This is a genomic window from Pseudomonas sp. FG29 (assembly GCF_057809355.1).
Genome location: NZ_JBMDJU010000002.1, coordinates 174,509 through 201,391 on the forward strand (window position 1 = coordinate 174,509; position 26,883 = coordinate 201,391).

The 26,883-nt window shown below is 58.0% G+C and carries 14 protein-coding genes and 1 pseudogene; 5 read left to right on the forward strand and 10 right to left on the reverse strand.

The window, feature by feature from the left end; all coding sequences use genetic code 11:
• Position 1: 1 nt before the first annotated feature.
• From ACODS1_RS04230 to ACODS1_RS04245, 4 genes are read right to left on the reverse strand one after another with little or no spacing between them, the layout of a single operon-like run.
• Positions 2-3,106 carry a P-loop NTPase family protein gene (locus ACODS1_RS04230; protein ID WP_489084664.1) on the reverse strand — a complete coding sequence of 1,035 codons (3,105 nt, stop codon included), beginning with the start codon at positions 3,104-3,106 and terminating at the stop codon, positions 2-4.
• Positions 3,103-4,914 carry a trypsin-like serine peptidase gene (locus ACODS1_RS04235; protein ID WP_489084665.1) on the reverse strand — a complete coding sequence of 604 codons (1,812 nt, stop codon included), beginning with the start codon at positions 4,912-4,914 and terminating at the stop codon, positions 3,103-3,105. The genes ACODS1_RS04230 and ACODS1_RS04235 overlap by 4 nt, the downstream gene beginning before the upstream one ends.
• Entirely contained in the window at positions 4,911-5,990 is a 1,080-nt protein-coding gene (locus tag ACODS1_RS04240) for a trypsin-like serine peptidase (protein WP_489084666.1), read from the reverse strand. The genes ACODS1_RS04235 and ACODS1_RS04240 overlap by 4 nt, the downstream gene beginning before the upstream one ends.
• Before the next feature lie 2 nt (positions 5,991-5,992).
• Complete coding sequence (locus tag ACODS1_RS04245) at positions 5,993-7,360, reverse strand: lipase/acyltransferase domain-containing protein (protein ID WP_489084667.1); 1,368 nt, start codon at positions 7,358-7,360, stop codon at positions 5,993-5,995.
• 520 nt (positions 7,361-7,880) lie between these two features.
• Between ACODS1_RS04245 and ACODS1_RS04250 the strand changes: the two genes are divergently transcribed.
• From ACODS1_RS04250 to ACODS1_RS04270, 5 genes and pseudogenes are all read left to right on the forward strand, one after another.
• Positions 7,881-8,705, forward strand: coding sequence for an ATPase (locus ACODS1_RS04250; protein ID WP_489084668.1), 825 nt, complete (start codon positions 7,881-7,883; stop codon positions 8,703-8,705).
• A gap of 127 nt (positions 8,706-8,832) precedes the next feature.
• Entirely contained in the window at positions 8,833-10,179 is a 1,347-nt protein-coding gene (locus ACODS1_RS04255) for an RES family NAD+ phosphorylase (protein ID WP_489084669.1), read from the forward strand.
• Between the two features lie 319 nt (positions 10,180-10,498).
• Entirely contained in the window at positions 10,499-12,565 is a 2,067-nt protein-coding gene (locus ACODS1_RS04260; protein ID WP_489084670.1) for an ATP-dependent nuclease, read from the forward strand.
• On the forward strand, positions 12,562-14,550 hold the full coding sequence (locus tag ACODS1_RS04265) for a UvrD-helicase domain-containing protein (protein WP_489084671.1): 1,989 nt from the start codon (positions 12,562-12,564) through the stop codon (positions 14,548-14,550). Before ACODS1_RS04260 ends, ACODS1_RS04265 begins: the two co-directional genes overlap by 4 nt.
• 279 nt (positions 14,551-14,829) lie before the next feature.
• Positions 14,830-15,087 (forward strand): annotated as a pseudogene (locus ACODS1_RS04270) (antitoxin Xre/MbcA/ParS toxin-binding domain-containing protein); the annotation flags it as partial.
• A gap of 602 nt (positions 15,088-15,689) precedes the next feature.
• On the opposite strand, the gene ACODS1_RS04275 reads toward ACODS1_RS04270, so the two are convergent.
• The 6 genes from ACODS1_RS04275 to ACODS1_RS04300 form a co-directional block, all read right to left on the reverse strand.
• On the reverse strand, positions 15,690-17,804 hold the full coding sequence (locus tag ACODS1_RS04275; RefSeq protein ID WP_489084672.1) for a hypothetical protein: 2,115 nt from the start codon (positions 17,802-17,804) through the stop codon (positions 15,690-15,692).
• On the reverse strand, positions 17,791-19,311 hold the full coding sequence (locus tag ACODS1_RS04280) for a tyrosine-type recombinase/integrase (protein WP_489084673.1): 1,521 nt from the start codon (positions 19,309-19,311) through the stop codon (positions 17,791-17,793). Before ACODS1_RS04280 ends, ACODS1_RS04275 begins: the two co-directional genes overlap by 14 nt.
• Positions 19,312-19,322: 11 nt before the next feature.
• Positions 19,323-20,576 carry a tyrosine-type recombinase/integrase gene (locus tag ACODS1_RS04285; protein WP_489084674.1) on the reverse strand — a complete coding sequence of 418 codons (1,254 nt, stop codon included), beginning with the start codon at positions 20,574-20,576 and terminating at the stop codon, positions 19,323-19,325.
• Between the two features lie 638 nt (positions 20,577-21,214).
• Entirely contained in the window at positions 21,215-22,279 is a 1,065-nt protein-coding gene (gene tssA / locus ACODS1_RS04290) for a type VI secretion system protein TssA (RefSeq protein ID WP_489084675.1), read from the reverse strand.
• A complete protein-coding gene (locus ACODS1_RS04295; RefSeq protein WP_489084676.1) occupies positions 22,276-26,094 on the reverse strand; it encodes a type VI secretion system protein in 3,819 nt (1,272 codons plus the stop codon). Before ACODS1_RS04295 ends, tssA begins: the two co-directional genes overlap by 4 nt.
• Positions 26,091-26,861 carry a DotU family type IV/VI secretion system protein gene (locus ACODS1_RS04300; RefSeq protein WP_489084677.1) on the reverse strand — a complete coding sequence of 257 codons (771 nt, stop codon included), beginning with the start codon at positions 26,859-26,861 and terminating at the stop codon, positions 26,091-26,093. Before ACODS1_RS04300 ends, ACODS1_RS04295 begins: the two co-directional genes overlap by 4 nt.
• Between the last annotated feature and the right edge of the window lie 22 nt (positions 26,862-26,883).

Below are 26,883 nucleotides of genomic sequence, written 5' to 3' on the forward strand. Positions count from 1 at the left end.
GTCAGTGGCTGGGGCCTTTGGGCCCTTGGGTCGTGGGTGCTGGTGAGGATGGCTCAAGCGCCTCAACCAAGCGCCAGGCCTGAGCTAGTTGGTGGAACTGCCGCGAAGTATCGCCAGTACAGATCCGCTCGAACTCGCGGCACACCTCACTGGCCAAACACATGCGCGCGAGCCATTCGACGAAGGGTATAAACACCCTATTGCCACTGCTTTTCCATAATTTGCTCAGCCATACATCCTGTTTGAGCGCGGCCGGGGTGCCTGGTGTATTGGCAATCAGATCGAGGAAGTACCGATTGGCGGTTTGGCGCTGAGTGGAATCGGTTAGGGCAGAGCGGATCAGTTGCCGGGTGGGAGCACGTAACTCGACGATCATCCCAGGCAGCATTTCGTTGGGGGTGAATCCAGCGATCGTGAAAAAGCCAATCCGATTGGCCTGGCACTCGGTGATGGCCTCGGCAAGCTGGCGGGTGTAGAGCCCGACCTGCTCCAATTCGACACGTTGCTTTCTGACCTTGGCCAGGCAAGCACGAAGCTGGTAACTGCCCGGCACGACATCACACAACCTATGAAGCTTGGCCAGGCAACGGTCGTCCAGTGACAAGGCATCACCGTGAACCACGAAGAGGTCATCCTCACTGACGTGGCCCGCCGCCCACAACAGTAGCCAGAGGCGTGCTTTCTCGTAACTGGCGAGCGGTGAATCATCCAGGGTCTGCGTGAGGGTCGAGTACATCACCCCCCATTCCTGATCGACGTTGGCAGGTTGCTGCAGCGCGCCAATGCCCCAGGCGACCATAGCCTTGAGCCAGCCGATAGTGCGTTTTGTTCGTCGTGCTTCGACCATACGCAGCAACACTGAAGGTTTGGGGATATTGCGGGTTCGGCGTCGCCAGAGGTCGAGGAATGCGCTGATCGCGAGGGCGTTCTGTTGATGCTCGCGGCTGCTGGAGGCGATGCCGCGAAAGGCCTCATAGTCCATGCCAAGAGCATTACCAACGGCAGGGGTATTCCATCTGGCCAAGTCATGCTGCGCGGTCAGCCACCACACGGGCAGAAAGCCTGGCGTCGGCAGTGCCAAGGCTTCTTCGGCCCGGTCGGCATCGATCAGCGCCCAGGCGTATTCAGCGGTCGCCTCACGCTGCAACTCACCCGGCAACAATGCAAGGTCTTCGCGCAACGGCGGCATTTGGCAGTAGGCGCGTGCCAGCGCTGCCGAGTAGGGCGTGAGCTCACTGAGGTCACCGGCCATGGCTTGCCTGACCAGCATCTGCTCCTGCTGATCCAACTGCTGCGGGCTTTGCAGCGTCATCAGGCGGTGATAGACGACTTCCAGTAGGTGCTGCTCTCTCGACAGGTCTGGGTCGCATTCCTCACGATGATATTCAATGGCTTCTCGGTGCAACAGCTGCGCAAGCGGCCCGGCCACCGGATCCTTGCGCAGCAGGCCTAAGGTCACGATACGCAGATCCTTGCGGTGGCGTACCTGATTCGGCGCGTGCTCATCGACTAACCAGGCGTGCTGCCTGAGGCGGTCGAACAGCGCCTGCGCTTGGTCCTGCGATAGCTCGTCGCCCAGCACCAGGGGAGCCAACACGTCATGCACCAGTGTTGGCGTGACCACGCGCAGTACCAACCCCGGATACGCCAGCTTGCGCAGCGGGTCGCTCTCGCCAATGCCGATGCGATTGAGAATGCGTGTGTAGAGCACACCCTGGCCGAGCGCCTTGTCCAGCCCGGCCGCATCTTTCAGGAATTCTTCCACATGGTCGGGATGGTTTGCCAGGTAACGGCCCACGAGCCTCAGTACCAGCGGGTTGCCGTCCAACGCGGCGGCCACTTTTTTTGCATGGCTGCTGCTGAGGCCTTCGCGGCTCAGCAGGGCACGGGCATGGTGTTGGGACAGTGGCGCCAGGTTGAACGGTTTACCGATCCTGTTGCCCAACGGCAGCGCCATGTTTGCCGCCGCGCGCCCTGCTACCAGCACGCGCATGCCGTGCATGTCGAAGTCCTGCCAGACTATTTCCAGCCACTCGGCCAACGCGCTGACGGCGCTATCGCCACGGCCAGCGAGCATTTCGAACGTGTCCAGCACCAGCAAGACGGGTTGCTTGTGCAGCCCGAGCCGGTGAATGACGGAGCGGATGAACGCGCTGCCTTCCATGCTGGAGGACAACGTCTGCTCGCGGCTAGAGCTCATGTCGTAGCGGCTAGCCGAACGATCGGTGAACGAGCGCTTGAAGTTCTTTCTGATATCGTTGAAATCGTCTTTGGCCTTGGGGTTGTAGCGGGCCAACTGGCGGGTGAGCTCCAAGGTCAGGCCAGGCCCTTCAGGGTCTAGCGAGGGCCGGTCAAAATCGAAATGCACGATGGGCAGGGGAGGCGTGAGGGCATTCAATGATTGGGTCAGTGCCGCGAGCAGGCTCGACTTGCCGATCCCGCCTTCGCCGTCGATGACCCGAATGTGGCCTTTATTTTGTACATCGGTGGCGAAGACCTGGAGCTCGCTCAGTTCATCTTCGCGACCGATCAGGCCTTCGCCCACGAGTGCCTGCAGCTCCTGATTACGGGTGCGGTTGGCGATTTCGCTTTGCACCTGCCGTGCATCTGGCAGGCTCAGGGTTTTACGGGTGTCGGACAAGCCTTGCAACCAACCGGTGGCCACCGCCAAGGATTGCAACTGCGGCGTGCTCAGCAGTTGCAGTTGCGGCTGCCAGCCACGCAGTAACTGTGCGGTGTACTTGCCTTCGAGGTCTTGGAGGGCGGGCTTGAAATGGTCAAGTACCCTGCGCGTGAAGTCCGGATTGACCAGCAATTCGGCCAGCGCCTTGCGCCGAGGCCCAATGGACAGGCGGCGGTACAGATCCCCAGTGTCGATCACCAGTTCGGAGATGTCGCTGAGGTGCGCAACCAGGGCCTCGCGCTCGCTGGGGGGGGCTTTGCGAGCCAGTTGGCCGAGGTCGAAAGCACCTGCCAAGGCGACGTTGGCAATCAACTCGCGGGCTTTGTCGGTAAAGGTATCGGTGGCCGGTATTTGCTGGGCGGCCAGGCTTTCTTCCAGCGCGGCGAGGCGCTTGCGCAGTGCTTCGTCGTCAGAGGCCGTCATAGGGATCTCATATTGTCGAGGAACAGCCCGCACGTCGTAGCCATGCAGTGCAGATTGGCAGTTGTGGGCTGGTCAGCAGTCATCGTTTTATAGCGCTTGCTCAGTGCTGTGCGGTACTTGATGTCGGGCACGCCAGAGAAGGCTTTATCCATGTACTGCGAGAACCTTGCAGGCGTGAGGTCGGGCAGTATCTGCTCGCTCCAGTAGGCGGCTGCGGCTCTGGGAGGAGTGCCCTCATAGCCCAGCAACACGATGCGTAGCCAGTGGTAGCCCGCCAGTGCCTCGTAGAGCAATTCCAGCAATTCGCGAAGGTTATTGCCGTCGCCCAGCGGCACATGGGAGGCGTCCGGGCGTTTCAGGTCGTCGAGCAGCAACCAGACATAGCGTTCCATGCGTGCTTGGTCGAGTCTGGCCAGCAACTCGGGTACCAAGGTGTTGCGCAGGTAGGCTACGTATGTGGTTTCACCTTGCGGCTGGGTGAACGGCGAGGGGTTGCTCTTGCCTGTGGCCGTCAGTAGCCGCAATGCGAAGTCTTCTGCGCCAAGGGAATGAATATCCAGCGCCGACATCCGCACCACACGGTGCTGCTCAGGCGGAAGCAGGGCCTTGAACAAGTCAGCGGTAAAGGTCATTCCAGCCGGCATGCGCAGGCTCGGGCGAATAATCAGCCCGCGCTGGTTGTCGTTGGTGCAGGCCTCACGCAGCCATGCCAGGGTCTGCTCGCGATCAACGATGGGGCGCGAGAACCCGTCCGCATCATCGAAGCTGTAGGGCCAGTTTGATGGCAGCGTTACAGGTTGTTGTGCAATGGCCGCAGCAACTTGATCGATGGCCGTTGCCAGATTACTCGCCGGTGTCGTCCCAAGCAACTCGCCCGTGTGAATGCCGACTACTTTAAAGTTGACGTCGAAACATGGTGCCCCCGAGCTGCCGGGCTCGGAATTGACCGAATGCTGGAACAGCCCTGGGTTTACATGAAGCCCAGTAACCTTGCCTTGCTGATGGCACATCACTTGCCCCTCGGGATGTTGAACCACCAGTAGGTAATCCTGGTGATACGGCAGGGCAGCGCTCATCTCGATAGGTCGGGCCATCGGCAAGGGGGCTTCGGCCAGGCGAATGATGGCGTAGTCTTGGTCAACCAAACCATGCTGGACGATGCCGCCGGCTTGTATTGCCGGTGAATTCAGTGCCACCAGCCACTGTTCGGCAAGCAGGAACTCACGGGGTTTGCGGCGTACCCGGCGGCCCCCGAACACGTCGAGCTTGTCGTCAAAGTACACAACGACCCTGAAAGGGTCGGCTTCTTCGGATTTGTCCACATCGACCAAAGGACCATTCGGTCTACCTGAGGTCAGCACATGGCCGGCAGTTACCACCATGTCAGGCGGCACGAGCCACCCTGTGCCGGCATGCCGGCCATCGATCTCTATACGGCATACATAGTCGGCAACGTGTAGTAGCCCCTTGGCATGCAGGGCACTGTTCAAGAATGGTGAATCGGCATCGATCAAGGCCTGGGCTTTGACCATCCAGGGCGATGCGGTCTGCTTGATCGCCTCCTCAATGAAGCCGCGAGCCACTAGCCGAGCGGTCACGCAGTTAGTGCAGAACTCGCTCAGCCAGCCGCCCGAGCGTGCATGGCCGAAGGCCCTGGCCATGCGCTGTTCGAGCGTATCGCCGGCTTGGCTCAGGGTATCGTACTGAACCTTTGTGTCATCGCGTTGTTGCAGGGTGAGAAATAGTTCGGCAAAGGCCAACTCACTATCGACCACCCACTTGGCTAGGCGTAGATCCTCTGCCGTCATGAACCACTCTCCATCACCGCACGTATGTCATGGGCCAAGTTGTACTCCCCGGATCGCCCGCCAAAATGCAAGCCTATGACTTGCCAGGTATCATCCAGGCCGATCACGCAACTGCCCGAGTTGCCGCCCAGGGTCGAAGCGTCGTGGCTGAAGCAGCGCGGAGGCTGGCTATCGCCGGGCACCTGACCAAGCGTATCGCCCAATAGGCCCGGCGAGAGCCGTTTGACGTCGAAAACGCCCTTGAATAATTTGAACAGAACCTTGGCGTTCTCCATGCCAAACGACGGCTCGGCCGGGAAGCCGATCGTGACTAGCGGCGTGCCTGGCTTCAAGGCGTGGGCATCGTCTGCATCGCACACTTGCAGTGGCGTGGGCAGGTGATTGTTGGGCAGCGCCTGAATCTGTATCAAGGCGAAGTCTAGGCGCTGTGGTTCGCCGAGTTGCAAGATCGGCTCGGGCCCGAAGCGCTCAACAGCGACGGGCCGAGCGAGTGCAGCCGGTGGATTACTGCGCTGATGCTCACCCCCGAAATCGATGACCAGGTCGTCCTTGAAGCGCCAGGTACCCGTGCCATCCAGAGCGGCCATTTCTTGCAGCACATGGCGATTTGTCGCGAGCAGGCCCGTGTTAACCAAAAAGCCCGTGCCCAACGTTTTACTGTCGCCGTTGGGCTGCTGCTGGGCAATGCGGGCAATTTTGCCTAACGTTTCCCTGAGAAGGGGTTTGCTCTTGGTCAGGCGGCTGAGCCAGCCGCCAATCTGTGGGTCCTGAAAATCGATGCTGTCGTTACTGACCAATAGCGCCGGCCGCGAGCCGTCAGTGAGGATGATGGCCTCGATGCCGACGCGCATGGCCGGCGTGAGGATACCGCTCTCGCTGCGCAGGTAATCTAGGCCTGCGCGAGCACTGGCTAGCAGGTGCCTGGCCGCGGGGTCGTTTTCATCGACCTGCGCTGCCAGGCACGCGAGCGAATGCTCACGTGCCTGCTCGGTCAGTGGATCCGCCCCGATGCCTTCGCGGCCATTCACGTTTACCTGGCTGCGCAGGCGACTGCGCAGTTGCTTTGCGACGTCCATGTTCACACTGTGGTGATTGCGAAGTGCAACGGGTCACTGAGTGTCGGTTGGCCCAGGAAGCGCAATTCATAAAGGCCCGGCGCGAACTTATTGGACTTGATGACCAGGCTGAGGCGGTCGAGAAGTGGCCCTGAATAGTTCACTCGGTATGTATGCGCTGGCGATTGTGCATCTGCGCGAGCGTCGGTAATGACCAGTTCCCCTTCGATGCTCGCGGTGCGCCCTTTGCCATCGAGTGCATTTAGGTTGAGCACCTCCAAGGTCACTTCGATTGGCTCGCCCTGCTCGTAGACCGGACGATCAAGAGAGCCTGCCAATGTGGCTTTGCCGATTGTCTCGATTGCAGGTCCAACGTTCCCGCCCAGCAAGCGGAAGAACGCACGTCGGAACGTTTCGCCTTTGAATACGGTGGCGTGCTCGTTGATCACAATCTGGCGCTGGCCAGTCGTAGGTAACGAGCTGTACAGCGGCACTGTGCCGTCGCCGGCATCATCGGTTTTGGTAATGACCGACATGGCATGATCAACAGTCTGGCCGGAGGTGTGGTTGACATTGATGCGGGTGACAGTTTGATGGCCGCTGCCGGCAAAGTAGAAGTAACGCACCCCTTCAGGGCGCGTGCCTGCGGCGAGTACCTGGTGCATCCGCTGAGCTTTATTCACCAAGTCATAGTCCAGCCCCAAGTCCTTGGCCGACTCTTGTTCATAGATGTCGACGGCTCTCAGGTCAGGACTGTTCAGCGCCCATACCGCCGCTTCACCTGGGGCAGGGAGGAGTTGGTAGGCCGACGGATAGCGTGGGTCGTTGGCCAGGCGCTTGACGTCTGTTGCACTGACCCCCGCGGTGCTGTCCAATCCGAAGATGCGCGCCAATGCCAGCGGTGCGCCCAGGTGCGGTGTGCCCAGGGTAATCAATTGGGTGATGCAGGCGAACCAAGGTTGTTTTTGGTTTTGCGCCTGTTCGAGCAGCAAGCGCGAGATCAGGCCGCCCATGGAATGGCCGACCAGGGTAACGCGCGCACCGGGTTCTTGGGTGTGCAGTTTTTCAAGCAGCTTGGCCAGCTTTTGCGCGCTATCGAAATTGTCTTGCCGCCAGTCATAACCGAACTCGATGCGGCGCTTGCCTTTGTCGGTGTTCTTGAACCCCAGGTCGTCAAGGTGTTCGCGCAGCAGGCTGTAGAAGTTGTAGCAGGCCACTTTATTGATCGGCTCGCCGACTTTCAGGTCGGGCCGAGTCAGCAGATCCAGACGTTTGTAACCCATCACGGCTTCGTAGGGCGTCGGCGGCCAAACCTCTTCTTGCTTGCCGTCTGCGTCGGTTGCCAGCAGGGTAGTGCCCATGATGCCTGGAATCAGGATGACGATATCCACTTTAACCTCCTTGTCGGTTTTCGAGCTGCGATCGCTTGGGATTGAGAGAAGCTAGCCAAATACCTTGATGATTGCAAATTGCTATATTTCACCCAATTTCAAGTGATCCAGCTATAGGGCGCCCACCATCCTCTAAATAGCAATCTTTATCGATTTGCAGGCTTCGGCAATGGGGTACCCGTGATCCAAAACCAGGCCAACTGCTTCGAGTTTGAGATTTGTAATGAATGCTTCTGGTCACGGAAACACTCCATGCTTGGGCGAAACTTAGCTCCTATCGGGGGTGTCCAGAATCATTGAGCCACAACACTGTGAATCGCCCCTTGGCGCTCCACACCCGGCGCGTTAGTCTCCAGCTTTTGCGTTGAGGCTGTAGATGCGAACGAAGAGAAGGATCACCCGGGCGTATTGTGTAGAACTGGGGGAGGAATTAACCATTGGCGGTGCACGCCAGGCCTACTTCAATCAAAACCAACCACGCAGCCGTTTTCTGTTCCAGTGCTCATCACCGGAATGCAGGATGCTCAAGGTGGTGCCTAAGATCACAGCCGTCAATTACGACATCCACCCAACCGACACAGCGCGCGTCAAATCTCCCCACTACAAAGACAACGAGCACTATGCTCATCATGCAGATTGCGAGTGGGTGCTGCCCGATGAGGACGAGAGTAGCGATGCACCGCTGCCAGGAGAAACAGAGTTACAGACACGCACCCGCCTAGCTAAACGCCAACTCACCTCGGTCATCGATATATTTGTTCCCCCAACGCAGCCTGAACAATCGGTAGTCCGTCCACCTCAAGCCGTCCCAGGTAACGAGGACGAGGCAGGGCCCAATCGTCGGCGTGGCGAGGGTGACGCAGAAGGTACCCGAACCGACCGGAAGCACCGGAGCGGTGATCTTCGAGAGCTGGTGGATTATTACCACGACACACGCGAGGCCCTCAAAGATCTGTTCCCTGAAGTAACCATCAACGTGACAGGGCGAGGCGAGATACCGCTGCGTTCGTACTTCAAGAAGGTGGCTTGGGCCAAACCTGATACCGCAGGATACGTCTACAGCGGTGGCGGGAGGATCGAACGAAGAGAAGAGGCTGGCTTCGTATTCAGGTTCTTCGACAAGGTCGCGGATAAGGAAGCCTTTCTCCAGGTCTCCGATGAGGTCATGACTCAGCACCGATCGAGGCGCTATGTGAATGAGCTTCTCGATCAGGCCCGAGTGGTAAGGTACTTCACGTTTTACTTCCTCGGCACTTTCGCCTATCACGAGGCCAGCGACACCATGATTGCAGAGGTCACCGACCTTCGCTGCCTGGCGATTGACCTTGGGCCTTTGAAAAGCTGAGCCCCAGTCGAGATGGGCGCATATAACAACTTGCATGGGCACGATCCGCTCGGCATAAGCTGAGGATAGAGAGTGGTCTTTGCCTGGCAGCAGGGATATATCGTGTGAAACAGTCAAGGAATACGTGATGAGTCAGCTGGTGTGTACCGATTGCCTCACCGAGGCCTATCTGCGGGATCAGGCTTCAGACAATGATGTCGGCGAATGCGATTACTGTGACCGAGAGCTTCCTGTCATGGACATGGAAGAGTTGGTAGAGCTGTGCGATACGGCAATCCAAGCCTCGTTCCGACCTATCCAGCAGCCGGGCTCAGTAATTCATCACGGTTATCCTCCAGTCGGCGAAAGTCTGTACGACGTGCTGGAGCGCATGCTGGGTGCCAATCAGACGCTTCTTTCGGATGTCCATGAGCGGTTGCTCGATTCGTGGAGCTACCACGATCCTGAGGACGACCCCTATTTTGTCGAAGAGACTGAAGCCTCGTCCGAATTAACGATGGGCTGGCGCAAAATGGAACACAGCCTGCAGTTTGAATCGCGACTGGCAAATCCCATGGTCGGGACAATCCTGGCCATGGTTTTCGACGGCATTGAAGATTTGCGTTCGAATGATAATCGATCAGCAATCGTCGAGGTGGGGCAGGGAAAGGAGATCACATCATTCCAGCGGGGGCGGGTGTTTCAGGACAACAAAATAATGGAGGAAGCCCTGAAGCACCCCGAAAAGCATCTGGGTCCGGTACCCAGAGGTAAGGGGGCCCCTGGTCGAATGAATGCCAAAGGGATCTCGGTTTTCTACGGTGCAACAGATGACCATACGGCAATTGCCGAAGTGCGTCCTCCCGTCGGCAGTATGGTTGTCACCGCACGTTTCGACGTCATTCGGCCTTTGCGGCTTCTCAACTTGCACGATCTGGCTTCAATGCGTCCACACCGTGAGCTGAGCTATTTCGATCCAGTTCGCAAGAGCCTCTCTGAGCGCTGCGCTTTTCTCAAAGCCTTACAACGGCAGCTAACTATGCCGGTTATGCCTGATTGGGCAGAAAGCGGATACCTGATCACCCAAGCGATTGCCGACTACCTCGCAACTCATGATCAGCTGAATATCGATGGGATCTTATTCCCTTCTGTGCAAGTGGCTCAGGATGCTTCGCCGGGCCAAAACGTGATTCTTTTCCATAAAGCCAGTGGGGTGGAGCGAGTCAAAGCTGCGGATGAGGCAGAGCATGTGAGCCTCTATGAGCCTGATGAGGATAGATGGATCTACTACCCCGAAATTTGGGAAGCTGAACCTAAATCCGATGATGAACACTCCCAGTATTTGCTTTTGGTGCCGCCCCCAGAACCAAGCCTGCGGCTAGCGCGAGATTGCATCGTGATTCACAAAATCCAAGGTGTGCGCTTTAGCACTGAGGCCGATCCCGTTCGTTATGTTCCTTGGTCGAAGGACAGGAAATACCATGGATTTAGATAGGGTGGCTGCCCGGTAATAGCAAAGCGGCTCCACATTGAGATACTGCACTCTTAGTGCATATCCGCAGAGAGCCGCCTGAGGCATTCATGTTGGCGGGACGTGCGGTACCCAAATTTTTTCGGCCGTACTACGTCGACACCCACGCGCGCAATTCGCCCGCTGTTGGAAGCAGTGCTCAGGCTTCCTGACTGAGACTTGAAGCAACTCGTCGATGAGTTGAGTAGCTCACACAGGTTTTTCATGGCATATAGCCAGCGTATCCAGGGAGGGAAAGTGTCGGCCAGGCTGGCAACCCTCTGAATCAGGTGAGGGTAGCGCTTTGTTCCTTTCAGCTTTGAAAATCGAAAATTTCCGCCAGTTTGGCAACGGTGGCCATGCGTTGAACATCCAGTTCAACAAAGGCGTCACTGCTCTCGTAGGTGAAAATGATGCCGGTAAAACCGCCGTCATTGATGCGATCCGTTACGTTTTACAAACCCGGGATGCTGAGTATCTTCGACTGCAGATTGAGGACTTTCACATTGCCAGCGATGGCACTCAGGCGGAAACCATCACCCTCAGATGCACCCTGGAAGGACTTAGCCCTGCCGAACTCGGCGCTTTCGCTGAATACGTGACCTACAAGGACGGCGTGGGACGGCTGTACGTTCACTGGTCAGCTCGCCGCGTCGTCGCCTCTGCCTCAACCCGCAAATGGGTCGATATCTCGGTTCGTTCGGGTGAAAACGGAGAAGGCCCGTCTCTGGACATGGGGGTACGGCAACTGCTGGCCACCGCATACCTGAAACCGCTGCGTGACGCAGAGCGGGAGATGTCACCGGGCAGAAACTCTCGGCTGTCCCAGGTACTGAGTAGTTTCCCCAATATTGACGTCGGCAGTTCATTCGACCCTGCGGCGCTCCCAGCTGACCTCGCTGACGCTGAAGCCCTGAGCATTGCCGGCATGGGCGACTTTCTTCGCCACCTAGTGAACAGTCACGCCGCCATTGTCTCCGCCCAGAAGGAGATCAACGACACATACCTACGGCCGCTATCGCTCGCTGGCCAGCCCCTGACAAGCCGAATCGGTTTCGGGGAGGCCGGAACTGATCCCGCGAAGCTCAAGCATATCCTGGAGCGCCTGGAACTCGGGCTTTTGGATCACGCCACTGGTGAGGCTCGGGGCGTTTACGGGTTGGGTTCCAACAACCTGTTGTTCATGGCCTGCGAATTACTACTGCTCGGTAAAGAGCCTGACGGTCTTCCGTTGTTGCTCATCGAAGAGCCTGAAGCCCACCTACACCCGCAGCGCCAGCTCCAATTGATGGAGTTTCTTGAGGCCGCGGCCCAGCCATCTACAGGCTTGAGGCCGGTTCAAGTTATCTTGACCACGCACAGCCCGAATCTGAGCTCGAAAATCCCTCTGCAGAACTTGGTGCTGATGCAGCGTCAGCAGGCCTTCTCGCTCGCGGAGGAACAGACCTGCCTGGCACCTGATGATTATCGCTTCCTCAGTCGCTTCCTGGACGTCACCAAGGCGGGCCTGTTTTTTGCCAAGGGCTTGCTTGTCGTGGAAGGTGATGCGGAAGCCATTCTGCTGCCTTCGCTTGCGCGACGGCTGGGCAAAGATCTCACCAAACACGGAGTTTCGATCATCAACGTGGGCGGTGTGGGGTTGCGGCGCTACTCAAAGATCCTGCAGCGCAAGGATACCTCCCAGGGCGAGATCACCGTGCCCACGGCATGTATCACCGACATGGACGTGATGCCGGACTGCGCCCCCGAGATTCGGGGCCTGAAGGGAGTGAAGGGGGCGGAGTGGCCAGACATCGCTAAACGGCGCTGGCGCGCCATGAAAGACTTTGGCTCCACCAAGGCGGAAATTGAAAAGGGCCTCAAGGAACATCGCGAAAAGCGCGCCGAGAGCGATGGGCAATGTGTACGAACGTTCGTAGCCGACCACTGGACGCTCGAATACGACCTGGCATTCAAGGGGCTCTCGAAGGAAGTCCATCATGCCGCGTACTTGGCCATCCATGAGGAGAAAATCGATGGCGGCACGGAAACCAAGGCCACCTTGCTGAAAAAGGCGCAGACAGAATTCAATAAGATCCAGGCCGCACATGCTACCGAGGAAGCCCGTTGCTCTTCGATCTACAAGCTATTCAACAGGGCGTCAAAAGCAATCGCGGCCCAGCACCTGATCGACTTTATTGACCAGCGCTTCGATGACCACACCCTGGACGCCACCAAGCTGCGGGCTCTACTGCCCACCTATGTTGTCCATGCGATTGAATATGCGACCAGTGGTTCTGCCCTGACCGCCACCAGTCCAGTTCACCCGACGACGGCACCCGCCGCGCCAAGCACAGGGGCTGCGGATTCTTTGGAAGAGGCAGCCAAATGACGCTCAGCCAACTGGTCGCCCCAATCACCGACGCCGATGTTGACTGGGTCATTGAGTTGATGGGGCTGGAGGCGCTGGACGAGCCCCGTCGCAACTTCTTGAAGTCCATGAATACCTTGGACGTGGCGGCGTGTCCCGGTAGTGGGAAGACGACTCTGGTTGTCGCGAAGCTCGCCATCCTGGCTCGTCATTGGAAGAGTCGCATGCAGGGTATCTGTGTGCTCTCGCACACCAATGCCGCCCGGGAGGAGATCGAAAAGCGCCTCGGCGGCACAGAGGTGGGGCAACGGCTGCTGCGCTTTCCTCACTACATCGACACCATTCATGGCTTCACCGGCCGATTCCTGGCCTCGCCATGGTTACGTTCGAAAGGCATCGCGCTGCAGGCAATCGACGATGATGCCACCCATAAAGCCCGTCGAAAGGAACTGACGTACCGCGAACATCTAAGTGCACAGACCGCCTTCGAGAAAAAATTCAAAACCCTTCTCAGCTTGCGGGTCCGGTCTGCCGATTTTGACCAGCCGCTCGGCGATGAAGACATTGGTTTTGCACCACATACGGAGACCTACAAGAGCGTGGTGAAATCGCTCAGTGGTGCAGCCAAGGCCGGGTACTTCTGCTTCGACGAAGTGTTCGTGCTGGGCCACGCCTTGCTCGATCAGGAAGAAAGTGTGGGCGCCGCCTTACGCCTACGGTTTCCGTGCGTATTGATCGATGAGATGCAGGACACCCAGCCTGAGCAGGCGCGCGTGCTTCAACGTATCTTTCCCCATGATGACCCAGCTGTCCGGCTCATCCGCGTCGGCGATCCCAATCAGGAAATCTTCGAGAAGAAGACGGCGCTTCTGGATCCGTTCCCTGACCCGCGACGTAAGTTGGAAATCGCGAGCAGTTTCCGCTTTGATCAGGCCATCGCGTCGATAGCTAACCCCTTTGCATATGTCCCCATCACGGATGGCTTGAAAGGACTTCGGGCCGACGGCGAAACCAGCACCGTCCCTAACACGATCATCGTTTTCCCAGACAAGGATGCAACCGGGGTGCTGGACGAATTCGGCAAGCTGGTGCTGAAACATTTACCAGCGGATACGCGCAAGGCTGGTGTGTTCGCCGTCGGCGCCGTGCACCGGCTTGAGAACTTCAAAGCTAACCAATACCCAAAGGCCCTGGAGCATTACTGGCCAGCCTATCGGTCTGATACGACCAAGACTTCGTTCAAGCCCCGCACGTTCGCGGAAGGCGCCCATATCGCCCGGCGTTATGCGATGCAGGAGCCCACAGCCTATTCGGCCGTTGAACTGTTGGCCTCGTGCCTGATCAATCTCGGCGAGTTGGCGTTTCCAAACAGCTCAGTGCGACTGAGAGGCCGACACAAAACCTCAGTGGAGGAAAAGCTCACGACTAGAATCAAAACCTTCGCCCAGTACCGCGAGTGTCTCCAGCAGATCCTGTTCGTATCGTCTGAAATCACGCAGCAGGATTGGATCACGGTCATATCCCCGAAACTCTTGCTGCTGGCAGCCGTGCTCTATGACTCCGAGGGTGTGACGGTTGACCTCCCAGGCCGCCAATACCTTGCCTGGGAGTCTGCCCCAGCAGCCACTGAGGTCGGAGAGAGCGGAGGATCCCTGGTCAACACCTACCGATTCCAGGATGGGGCCGACGGCGTCGATATCCGGATGTCATCCATCCATTCGGAAAAGGGTAAGACCCACGCTGCTACGTTGATTCTAGAGACCTTCCGGAACAGCCACTTCATTCAGAAGCTTATGCCGTGTCTTGAGGGCAAAAAAGCAGGAACCAAACGTCCCCAGGAGAGCATCAAGAAGGACATGATGCTGATGTACGTGGGGATGACCCGACCGACTCATATGCTGTGCCTGGCCATACGTCAGAGCTCACTGGGGGAGGGAGCCACAGGCGAAAAGCGGCGGGCGGCACTCAAGAATGTCGGGTGGTCAATTTTAGAGTTGACTACTTAAAACCATGTGTTCAAGCACGGCTGATTGCTAACCCTGGGGGCAAGGGCGCATGTATTCGACGTGATGTCAGCACGGCTCATAGGGCTCCGCTGATAGCAAAGTGCTATGGGGCTTGCGATTACCTTGACGTCCAATCTCGAATCGCACAAAGGCAAAAGCCCGGTAGCTAACCGGGCTTTGCAGATCCCTCTAGGGGATAGAACTCAAGTGCCTCAAGGGCTACGGATGAAACACTATGGGTGATTGATGCAGATGTCAACTCCTTGCATCAAACCGTGACCGTCACACGCGCTAAAGAGTCGCATCAACCGCAATCAGCTCCTGACAGTTGAGGAGAGTGATCGCTTCTTTCGCGTCGCGCATATCCACGCTATGGCCGATGCGGTGTTTGGTGAGTCCGACAAAGCCAAGCTTTGGCTCTCAAAGCACAAGGTGCGATTCGGCGGCATGGCACCAGCGCAGATGCTGATTAGTCAGCAAGGCACAAGCCAGGTTGAAGAGATACTGCTGCAATTCGCAGAGGGCTTCATGCTGTGACCCTACAATCAGGTCAGCAGGTGGAGGCAGCTAAGTAAGGTCTGCTCCGGTAGGATGGCTGAAGCGGTAGGGCGCGGAACGGTAGCCGAGGAACCCATACCGTAATGTATAGTCGTTAGAAATCTGTACAAGCTTGTCCTAGGGCAGCTTAGCTGATCATGCCGTAATCTGTAGTCAATAGACTGGCTACGTAGATTTATGGGTGTTCCTCAACGGCGCCATTATCGACTCCACATCTAGCCCACTAAGTAGGCAGTTGTTCGCTATTGCCGAAAGGGCTTCAAAAAGCTGGTCTCGCTGTCTCACCAGGACTGCATTTTCCGTCCTAAGACTTGCAATACGCTCTTCAAGGGTTCTGCGCCGACGGGCATGGTCTGGATCTCTCCCGCCTTCCTTAAGTTGTGCAATTCGGGCTGATTCGATTCTGTCTGCACGGTCACCTCCTAGAGTAGCTCGGCTTGTCAGGCCCAGTCGGCGCTGCACCTCCGGTCGGGAAATGGGAGCGAGCTCCACTCCTGAGCTAATCATCTGGGCGAGGAGGATGTCTATTGCCTCGTCTAGAGCGCCGCCCCTCAATGTCTGTCGTCGCGCCATGGTCGCCTCTAGTCATCTGAAACCGAACTGTGTCGTTTGTCCGTATCTGCAACTGTCATAGGATGCCCATCTGGAAACACGCGTTGCACACCTCCACTGGTATCGCGTGCAAGGACAGATTTTAAATTGTTGAGCTTGTCTTCCTGGTCTGCTAGCCATACATCGCTGCCTGCCTCTCCGGTCCCTGCGTCGCGCATGATGGATATTGCCTTCGTCAGATTCTTGGCTTGTTCTTCAAGGTTGACCCGCTCCGATGGAGTGCCCATCAGATGTAGATGCGAGCAGCCATTCCAGCACTGAAGATGCTTAGGGCAGGGTGCCTGGGAGAAATCGTGGATACAACCTCCGAAAGGGGTCACATGCAGCGCCGTAGCGTGTACGGTGAGGAATGCTTCCGCGGTTGTTGTACCTTTATCTGATAGCAAAGCATGGTAACTATCGGTCAAAGCGCCATGAATGCGCTTATCTCTTATGGCTGTATGTAGAAAGTCGAGGCGCTCGTGATAGCTATTGAACGCCAGAAACTCATGATGGGCAGCGGTGTTTTCTTCAATGCTCGTGTGTTGGTAATAAACATTCTGGTCGAGGCGTTTTCGCCCCAGAGCCAATGCTTGCTGAACATCGCTCATACCGGTCAAGTGGTAAATTGTGTTCCGCCAGTGTCTAGGTTGGTGGCTTGTTAGCCTAATCGGAGTTCCATCGGATTCGGTTAATGAACGACGCGAAAAAATGGACGTATATTTTTCATCGTCACCTAATGCGTGATTGATATCCCCGAGGGTGACCCGACGCGGGACCGCACGAAACACATTCGCCTCACGTCCACCGAAACGAAATTGGCCGTCGAAAGCGATCGCAAGCGTTTCGCTGGTTCTAAGTACGATACGAACTTGTCCCCCGACATTTTCTGTCAATGCCGCGTGCCCACGGATCCTCGGGACGATCAGTCGCTCAATCTCCCCGGCGACGTAACGTCGCTTTAACGACCTTCCTTGCTTTTCATCCGGTTCATCGTCAAATGGATGGACACCGTTGCGTGTGAGGAAAAGGTATAGATTTCTGCTTGCGCTTCTTGCTTCGCTAAAACCTAGCCAGTCCAAGACCTTTGCATCGGATATCACTGACTGAGGGGGGTAGCTCCAAATACGTCCTGGGTGGAGTTCTTGCCAGGCGGCAATTTCTCGTTGTTCATTGGTTAGCGTTTTTAATCGCTCTACTGCGCGCCTGGCTAGAGGAATGTCGCTTTCAGCCAGCCAATGAACACGGGATTGAAATTGCTTTTCCGCGAAGTACCTAATTCCGCATTCGACGAGAGGCTTGCCATGGGCATCGACAACTACTTCTCCTGTCGTCCCTTTGATCGGCCTTTCGACCCAACAATCATAAGGTATTACTGATACTTCGTTACCTCGTTGCCCAGTCGCTATCAATAAGTCGATCACTCGCAGCAAAATTTCTTCGCCGTCACTGAGTGGGTTGTTCGAACATATGGCATATGCCTCCATCGCCTCACGAGAAGGTAATCTCTCATCAGATTTACGCTGTTTTACCGCACGATCAGGATCGTGCAATGAGATGAACTCGTGGCGGCTTTTTTCTGGTTTTGCATCATGTGTAAAGTGGATGGCGGTGTCGGTTAATTGTAGTTTATCGATCGTATCCGCAATTACCTGAAGATGAGATATCGCATCGTAAAGGTTCTTGTAGCCACTCCCTCTGAGAAATTCTACGACACGGTCAAAATCGCCCCGCGTCAACTGTGTAGGGTCGGATACACGTCGTTCAAACAACGGATTGTAAAGTCGGCGTACCGCAATATTGTAGGCGGCGACCATCGAAAACTTCAGGCTTCGGGTGCGTTGTAGATATACGATTAATGCCTTGCAAAAATCCTGGAAATCCGAGGGAAGGGCAGCTTTAGGAGGAACAGAATAGCCATTCTTTTCAAGCGATTGTCGGTGAGTTTCAAAGGTTATAGTCTGCTGCTTTAAGCGCTGCGGCAACCAATGCTGGACCGACCATAGCGTTGACTCCCAAGGGGTTGGAATCGATAAAGACTGAAAAATCACTTGTTCCTGTTTAATGAAGCCTTTGAGGCTCTGCCTTGCCCTAGACAGCGTCATCCGCGGAACCCTCCGTGTGCTGCCGGCAGCGTTCGATTGTAGCGCGTACTGCCAGGATGGTTGTCTGATGTTGGGCGAGGGGCCGGTTGTGAATGAGGTCACCGGCTTGTTCTGCCATGTCAATGAACCGTTGCGCTTCCCGTTGCAACGCATCTTTCACCTGCTCATGGCGGCCGTCAGCAAAGGGATGAAATTTCTTGCAGGTGTAGCAGGCGTAGACGGGATTGTAGGGGCAGTGGGTATGAACTGGGAGGGCACAGGCACCAATATCCCCGATGTACTGCGTATCGATCACACCTCGGATGGCTCTTTCCGGCACAGTATCATGGCGTTGGACGATTTCCCCGGTCAATAAGCTGCGCATGATGCGTTGATAGCTAGGGCTCTTTCCGAGTGCTTTCTCTTTGATCCGGGCAATGTTCGGGGTTGCGGTGACATAAGCACGCGCCGCAACCGTGGTGTTGTGGCCGAGCAGTTCAGCAATCATGTCTGCCGGAGTTCCCTGATCCGCCAAACCTTGACCGAGGTGATGACGCAGCAACATTGTTACCTGGTTCGGCTTATCTATCCCGGCTTCACGTAGCTCGTGTTTGAGGCCCACACCGATTTCGGTTACAGACATGCGTCTGCCGTTAGGACTTACAAACAATGGTTCGCAGTCGCCGCCAAAGCGGCGCCGCATTTCCGAGACATGCTGCAAGATTTTCTCCCCCAGCCGTGTTGTTATTTTGCGGGGCCGTCGCTCCGGTCTGCGTTGACCGACCTTTTTGGCCATGGGTAGCCAGAGGGTGTAGTACCTTTCATGATCAGCGCTTTCGATGAACTCAAAATCCACAATATCTAGCGAATGGAATTGAATCGAACGCGGGCCTAATTCGAAACTCAAGTGGAGCATCATGTTGAGTTGAGCTTCACTCCAGCCTTTGGTATGGATATCACGCTCAATTCGCTGCAGTAGCCGGATCTCTTCATTAAGGGCTAAACCGGACTGGGATAGAAATATACGTTTGTACGGATCATGGCGGTTCGTCTTGATTTCTTTAAGTGCTAGATATGTTTCCTTATCAAAGCCGAATATTCCTCGGTTAAGGGCCCAGCGATAAAACGTTCTAAAAAAAATAGTGCTCTCGCGAAATTTCGCCCAAGTACTTATGGTCGTCACTACCTCTTGTCGCGTCCAAGGAAACTTGGCTGAAATAACGCTCTCGGACAGTCGCAGGAACACCCCGGATGCTTTGAATGCCGTTACCGGTGCATACTTTTCCAGTGCATAGGCTAGGAACGCTTTGGCGATTTGCATGAGGTTAGGATTCAGGTGGAGCGCAGTCCAATCTATTTTCATAGCCGTTCCGCCGTCGTACCACGTCCAAACGCTCAATCGAGTATCGACGTACCTCGGCTGGTCATTAGTGCGAGTTCGAATCGCAACTTGAGCCGGGCCCTCGAACACGTAAGCCGAAAAGGAGGAGGAGGGTGAAGCGTGTTCCTGATCGGCTGATTTGGTCATGGCGAACCTTCCTAACTGTCAAGCCTGCTCCAGGCTGCCGAGGCACGCTGGGCATTGTGGAGATTGGCCGACTCGGCTAGATAACGACTTGCATAACGGCGTGGCATCGTCGAGGTGTCAGACCAACCGCAGACTCGCCGGAGTTCGTCCGTGGCCCGCTCGAGGTCATACCCACGCTTCTCGACCAGGTAAGCCAAAAACCGGTCGGCAAAGGTGTGGCGAAAGTCATGGGCGGAAAGTGTAGGCAACAACCCCGGATGAGCCAGTTCAATGGTCAGAAACAGCCGATCAAGGACGTTTGACAACGCGCGAATCGACAGCGGACGGCCTTGGTCAGAGATGAACAAATAGCGGTACAGCAATTTCATTGGTTTGCCGTTACGCAGGGGGCGTCGCTCTCCTTGGATATAACGCTCGTAGACCTCATACAACTGCGCGGAAATACCTACTGTCCGTCCGTGTGTTTTCAGCGCTGGCTCTTCAGTTCGTGGGTCGCCGGGATCATGTTCGCGATCATTGATACTGACATAGGCATGCTGAGATCCCTGATTGATATCCGTGGTGTAGAGCTTCAGAAGCTCTCCGCGACGGATACCCGTCTCCAGCAGTAATTCAATCATTAGCCAATTGCGCAACTGCAGTCGCTCCGGAAACGGATTCTCCGCAGCGCCCGGGCGAATCAGTGTGCGAATGATCTGGAGTTGTGCATCTGTCAGGCTGCGGTAACGAGCGTGGTCGGGACGAACATTGATGATATGGCTCTCAAAGCGTCGTTCAATGACGTCGGCGACATCTGCAAATACCACCTCGATGTTAGCCTGGGTGGTTGAGTTTTGACGAGCACGCGGGATGTATCGGGTGACACACCAGGACAGGTACTGCTTTAACAGCCGCAGGTACTGGTCACGGGTGCGCGGATCGATCTGAAGAAAAGGTACCGTTTCAACTTTGCCGATTCTGGCGACCAGGTTATCGGCTTGACGGCCGCTTTGGAGCCAGATGGCGTAACCGTCGAGTAAAGCCAGAATCGACTCGAAGTGGCAGGCCAAAATGGCGTCATCAATATTGATGTCACGGCTTTTGGCATAGGTGTAGAAAGCCTGGATCGCGCGCAGGTGCGCCGCAGCTGTGTTGTAAGCGCGGTGCCTGAGTTTGAGTTGGACGTAGATGAACGGAATGAGTATGGGCAACGGCGCTGCATGACCAGCTTGCACGAGCAGCGGCACACGCTGACCTGAAGAGAAACGGCACTGAATCAGCTTCATCGGCAGCCACCTCATTCAAGGACTCGCCATGAACACAAAGGACATGGCCCGTTGAGAGATTGGACGTCAGAAGCGGGTTTGTCGAATCAGTACCTTATGAGCCTCATGAACATTTCTAACATGGCATCTGGTTTAACATAATATACATTATGCGAACCTTTGGGTTTGAGCTTGTAGATCACACGCACGCATTTTTAGTCATCGAGCCGGCTACTACGCGCAGATTGTTGGCTTCGTCACTCCGTTCCAGCGAGCCACTCCGTGACTCAGCCTGTTTGCACGCCTGCACATGCTGCTACGGCCATTCGCTTAGATTTCGCCATGTACCCTGGGGATTCAAGCTTCAAAGACTGCCATGCACTGCGCATGGCAATCGAATGGTCACGTGATTCCATGTGTGTACGCGTGGGCAGCCAACGGATCTTCAACGTCATCGACTCGATCGCGTATCCAGTCATGTGCGATTCGCGATCATGCCTACAGGTTCAGAGGCTCTGGAGCGCCTTTCCTGGCAACCTAATTTGATATGGCTCGCAGCGTGAGCGATCCGGCGCGATGCACTGCATCGCTCTGGTTGATCAGCCGTGGTTCACCCCACGGGGGGACACTTACGCCCTCCTCGCTTTTTAGCAGCAAACTCACTTGAGGACGCCGAGCAGCTTCCATAGGCGACGGGACTCGGCATCGGCGCTGATCAACTCCTCCAGCAGCTCGCCGAGCGGCTGGTTGCCCCACTCCACGGCCCGGCGGATTACATAGGGCACTGGGCTGTGCGGCTCGGTTCTGGCCAGGTAATCGGCAATTTGCGCCAATTGCCGATAGGCCTGCTCGCGGCTGCTGGGCACGCCGGTGGCAGGCGCTGCGGGAGCAGTCGGTTCGGTAGTCGGCTCATCCATCACGGCTTCGGTCTCAGGCTCGGGTGAAGGGAGCGGCTCAGCTATCGGGACGAACTCCTCGAGCTGAGCGCGCAGCTTGATCAATGTCTGTCGTAACGGGCCAAAGCTGGGCGCCAGATCGGCCAGCCAGTCATCGCTCCAGTGATCCAGGCGGTCAAGGGCAGCCAGAGCGCCCTGCAGCTCGGCGTCGGCAGCCTGGAAGTGTGCCACCGGCGTTTGCCTGAGCTTTTCATGCAGCTTGCGATACTCCAGCCGAGCAGCCTCGGCGGCGATCTTGTCCTGCTTGCTGTCGCTCATCTGCACCTGACGCTGCTGCAACTGCAGCCAGTCGTGCAGGGTGACATGCCCGAATTCGCTGGCCTCCAGGCCAAAGAGCGGAATATGGGTGCGCACGGCATCGTTGTACTGGCGGATCATCCATTCCAACGGGAAGACGCGCCAGGATCGGTCATCGTCCTCAGGCTGCGGGTGCAGGGTGTCCGGATAGCGTTCGCACAAACCGGCGAGCAACTCCAGGGCCGCCGCCAGCCCAGCCAGCGCGTGGCGTCTGATCCAGGCCTCGCCGAGCCACACGGCGATCATCAGATCCTTGCTGCGCTCACGCAGCAGCTCACCGGCCAGGTGTTCCAGCGCAGCCCAGTCGCCACGCTTGAGTTCACTCTGCCAGACACCGGTCGGCAAACTCGCATCGTCCTCGCGGCGTAGCTCCCGCAGGCGATCCCAGGCGCCCTCGTAGCGCAGGCTGGGGCCGCAGACGTCATCACCGGGGATGGGTTGCAGATAGGTTTCGATGGCAAAACGGCTCATGGCATCGGCGCTCCATCATGCAAGGCCTGAAGCTGAAAACGAGTGAACGGAGACGCGGGGGCGATCACCGGCAGTGGCTGGATCGACAGCGGCAGCTTGCTGCCCTGGCTGAGTAACGACAGGCGCATGAACATCTGCGCCTGGGGGTTGGCATCCAGCGCACCGCGCACCGGAACCTGCAGGGTCAGGGGGAAGTCGGTGTAATCCATGTTCGGTAGACGCTGTGGCACGACGTGCACGCGCATCATGCGCAGCAGCGCCCACGGGCCACGGTATTCCCAACCGGCTTCCAGACCGCTGACGGCCATGCTCGGTTGCAGCGGGTCGATCGTCGGCCGCTGGTTGCTGTCGCGCGCCCAGCGCAGCACCAGTTGCAACGGATCGCCGACATTCCAGCGCAGGCGCTGACCGGCCTCCCCAGGATGAGCGATCTGCTGGCCGGCACCATTGAGTGTCCAGGCGATCACCTGGTCGGCGCCCTGCTCGTCTTCACGATCCGTTCGCCAGCGCACCTCGAGTTCGACACCGATGGCGCCGGACTGATCACGGATGAACAACGGCCCGAGCCAGCTCCTGGCCTGTTTCATCCGCGTCAGGAAGTCCTCTGCGGCCAGTCGATTACCCGCCGGCGCCAACGCCAAGCCCTTTTCGGCCACTTCGAGATGGGTGTCGATCAGCTCCAGCAGGTGCTTGACGCGGGCCGGATCGGCATCACCGCTATCCAGGCTGTAGGAGAACGGAAAGCGCCCGGCCAGGTACTGGTTGAAGTAGTCCGCCAGCGCGCTCCAGGCTTGCGCCGCGTCCTGTGTCTGCAAGTCGTTGCAACGCTGCCGCGCCTGTTCGGAAATGCCGCGGGTGTAGCGCGCCAGATCGCCATTGCCTGGCGGCAGGCTGGCGGTCGAAAGCACCTGGCGGCAATTGCCGATTTCCATTTCCACCAGATCCCGGCTCACCAGTTGCTCGAATAACGCCGGAGCACTGGCGGGGTTCTGCGCCTTGTATTTCTGCATGTCATCGCTGATCGAACCGAGCCTGTCGACCTTCTCCTGCAGCGGTAACGGCAGATCGCTCTGCGTCCTCAGCCAGGTCAGCTCGGGCATTACCTTGTCAGTGCTGCTGCCGATATCGGCGAACTGCCGCGCCAGCGATGTTTTCAGATCCTGGATGTCGCTGGCCCGAAACAGTTTGAGCCCCAGGTTGGGTTGGCCGTCCCATTCGGCAATCGGATAGCGGGTGGTGAACAGCGGCAAGGTGTCGATATCGGCCAGCACGGCGTCGACATCTGCCATGGCGCGCAAGGTCAGCTGCGATTGCAGGGTACCGGCGAGGTCGGCACGGCCAAGCACCTTGAGTGCCTGGATCACCTGCATGGCCTGATCGACGGAAACATTGAACCGGCTTTGCGTGGAGCCGTAGCTGTAGGTGCCAGCCGAGGTGGTCAGCTCCGACCACATGGCCAGCGCTGCAGCCTGTTCGGCAGCCTTGAGCATACCCGCGCGATAATCGGGCGCGATCTGGGCCAACTCCTGCGTGACGAAGCTCTGATAGCTCTGCTGGTAGACCAATGCCTGAGCCATCTGCTGCTCGGTCACGTTGCCCAGGGCACGGGTGTCGGGGATGCCGTCCGGATGGCGCATCGCACTTACGGCGAAGTCGCGCTTGAGCAGGTCATCGATACTTCTCGACAGTTTGCTGATGCGCTCCTGCAAGACCAACGTCCCTCCAGCCTGGCGTTGCAGGAGGTTGTCACGGCTGGCGGCGCCCTCGATCCACTGGCTGTGGAAGGTCTTGCGCAACTGGTCAGCCTCCAGCGTGACGTAGGCCTCGACGGTTGGGCCGAGCAGACGGCTCTGCTTGACGTCGTTCATCAGGTCGCGATAACCCGGCACAAGCTCTTCGCCGCTGCCATGACTCCAGGCGGAGTTGGTGAGGACGATCAGGTCTTCGAGGTGCCCGATCAGACCATCGATTTCCTCGAGCTTTTTCAGCGAGGTGTCGCGGCCATACTCCAGATCGCTGAGGTGTCGCTTGAGGTAACCCGCAGGCGTGACGAAGTTGCCGGCCAGGAAATACTGCGCCAGCCAGAACTTCATCAACCCCTGGAATTGCCCTGAAAGTTGCCGGCCATTGGGCTCCAGATCTACGGGGCGCAGGCCTGGCATGGCCAGGTTGCGCAGGGTCTGGTCATAGAAGGCACGCCTGGACAGGCTGGCGGGATCGAGGCTCAGCCCAAGGGCATCGTTGCTCAACTGCGCGAGTGATTCGATGACGCCTTCCTGGCCGGTCAGCGCATCGTTGAGCAGGCGATTGTGGCGCTCCAGGCTGACCACGCCTTCAGCCAGGGTGCGTGCCTTGACGTAGGTTGGCCATTGATCCGGCTGGGCGCTTTCCACATCCGGGCTGCGCTTTTCATTACGGATCGCCAGTAATGTGCTCAGTTGGTAGTTCTGCAGTTGCTGCAGCGGTACCAGGGCTTCGCGGCGCGCCATGCCACGCAGCAACTGATCCATCTGTACATCCAGGGAGGTACCCCAGGACGAGGGATAGACCAGCGATGAGAAATGCCAGCGCGGCGCCTGCTGCAGCAGCGTCCAGAACGCCTGCACGTTGAGCTTGGCCTGCTCCTGACGACGCTCGGGCGCCAGCAGGCTTACGTGCCCGGCATGGGTTTCCTGCAGCAGGCGGCTCAGTTCTCGGGCATCTTCCTGCCGCCCCTGCCACACCCACAGCATGCCCAGCAACCAGCACAGCGCGAGCACGACGGCAACGCCGCCCACGCTCTTCTGCCAACGTTGGCGCAGGCGCAGCACACGCGGCAATGCCTGCGCCAGCCCTTGCTCCGCGACCAGCCGCTGCCGCCAGAGCGTTTGCGTGAAGACCCCTTGCGTGGCTGGCAACTCACCGGGATAAAGCTGCGCCGATTCGGCAAGCGCTTGCGCCGCGCCAAGATAAAGGCCGCGAAACCGTGGCGCCTCGCCCTGCGTATTGCCCTGGAAGACCGGCTCCAGCAAGGTGCGCAGATTGCCCTTCAACTCCAGCAGCAGATCCGGCAGACGATACAGATCCTCGGCCAACTCGCCCTTCAGGGCGCCGACCTCGATGATCGCTGCCTGCATGTTCTGCACCACGGCTTCCAGCGCATCGTCGAGCCAATAGCTCTGCCAGCCTGCATCCAGCCCATAGGGCGATGACCACCCCAGCAGGCGTTCACGTCCCTCCTCGGGCAGGGCCGCGACCAACTCCTGAAAGCCTGGCATCTCCTCGAAGCCGGTAATCAGGACATAGACCGGCAGGCTCAGGCCCAGGCGCTGCAGCAACTCGGCGAAACGCCGGCGCAGCACGATGACGTCGGCGGCACTCTGCGCGCCGTCCTGCAACTGGCTGAGGGGGATGTTCCAGACCACGCCATCCAGTGGGCGCTGGCCACGCAGCCTGAGCAGCATGCCTAGCAGGCGGCGCCAGACGAAGGTGGCGGCGTTGCTGCCATCGCTGGGCAGGAAAATGCCCTGCGGTACCACCAGCACGGCGCCGTCCTGATCCGCCCACCAGCGGCCAAACCAGGCCGGACGGCCAGCGGGCGTGAGTTGCCAGTCGAGGCACAGCTGGCTGCCTTCGCGCGGATCGCCGAGCAGCATCAGCCAGGGAACCTGATAGCGCGACTCGATCCCCTGTTCATGCTCCATCTTGCGCACGGCAGCATAGAAGCTGCGGATGGCCATGCCCGATTGCGTTCGCAGCCACCAGAACAGCGCGACCAATGCCACCAGCAGCAAGAGCGTGCCAAGCACGCTGAGGATGATTGCCAGGGTACTCATTCTGCTGGGCTCCCGGCTTCTTCCACGCTGACCAGATGCAGCAGCGGCGTCAGTTCCGCCTGGATGTCACGCCACATCAAGTGCCCAGCCAGGCTCAGCAGCACCAGCAGGCCACAGATGGCCAAGCCCAGGCGCATGCCATCGGGCAATGCACGGCGCAGCGGCAGGCGCAAGGCCGCAGCCCGGGTTGGCCGGGCGAGGCTGCTCATGACGCCAGCGGCGGCAGGCTCGCGCTGCCAGGCAAAAGTGAACAGCGCATGGCGCCAGCGCGTATGCAGCGCGCGCCCACGATCACTGCGCAGGCCACCATAGAAGCCCAGAACCAGACATTGCAGATAGACGTTGGCCAGATCACGCGAGGCCGGCGCGCGCTCCTTGAGCAGCTTGTGAATGGCGCGGGGCAAACGCTCGCCAGCATTGCGCGAGCCGTACAGACGGGTTTCCAGCGGGCGTGGCTGCCAGGCTGTGCGGCCAGGCCATTCATCGAACAGCAGACGTTCGTCGACCAGCGCCACGAACGCGTAGACCATCGCCTTGACCTGATTCGAAGACGACGCCCCGACGCTGGCGAACGCCGCGCGCCACAAACGGCGAACCACCAGGATCGTGGCTTCCGCCATGCGCTCGACCTGTTCGTTGCCCGTGTTGCTGAGCCCGGCCATGCCATCCCAGATTTCCCGCCATTCGAGCCACGCCTCGCGAAATGCCAGGCTCAGCGGTGCTTCTCCGAACTCGGGTGGGTACAGCGCAACGCTCCTTTCCGACATCTAGGCTTCCTTGGCTTGGACA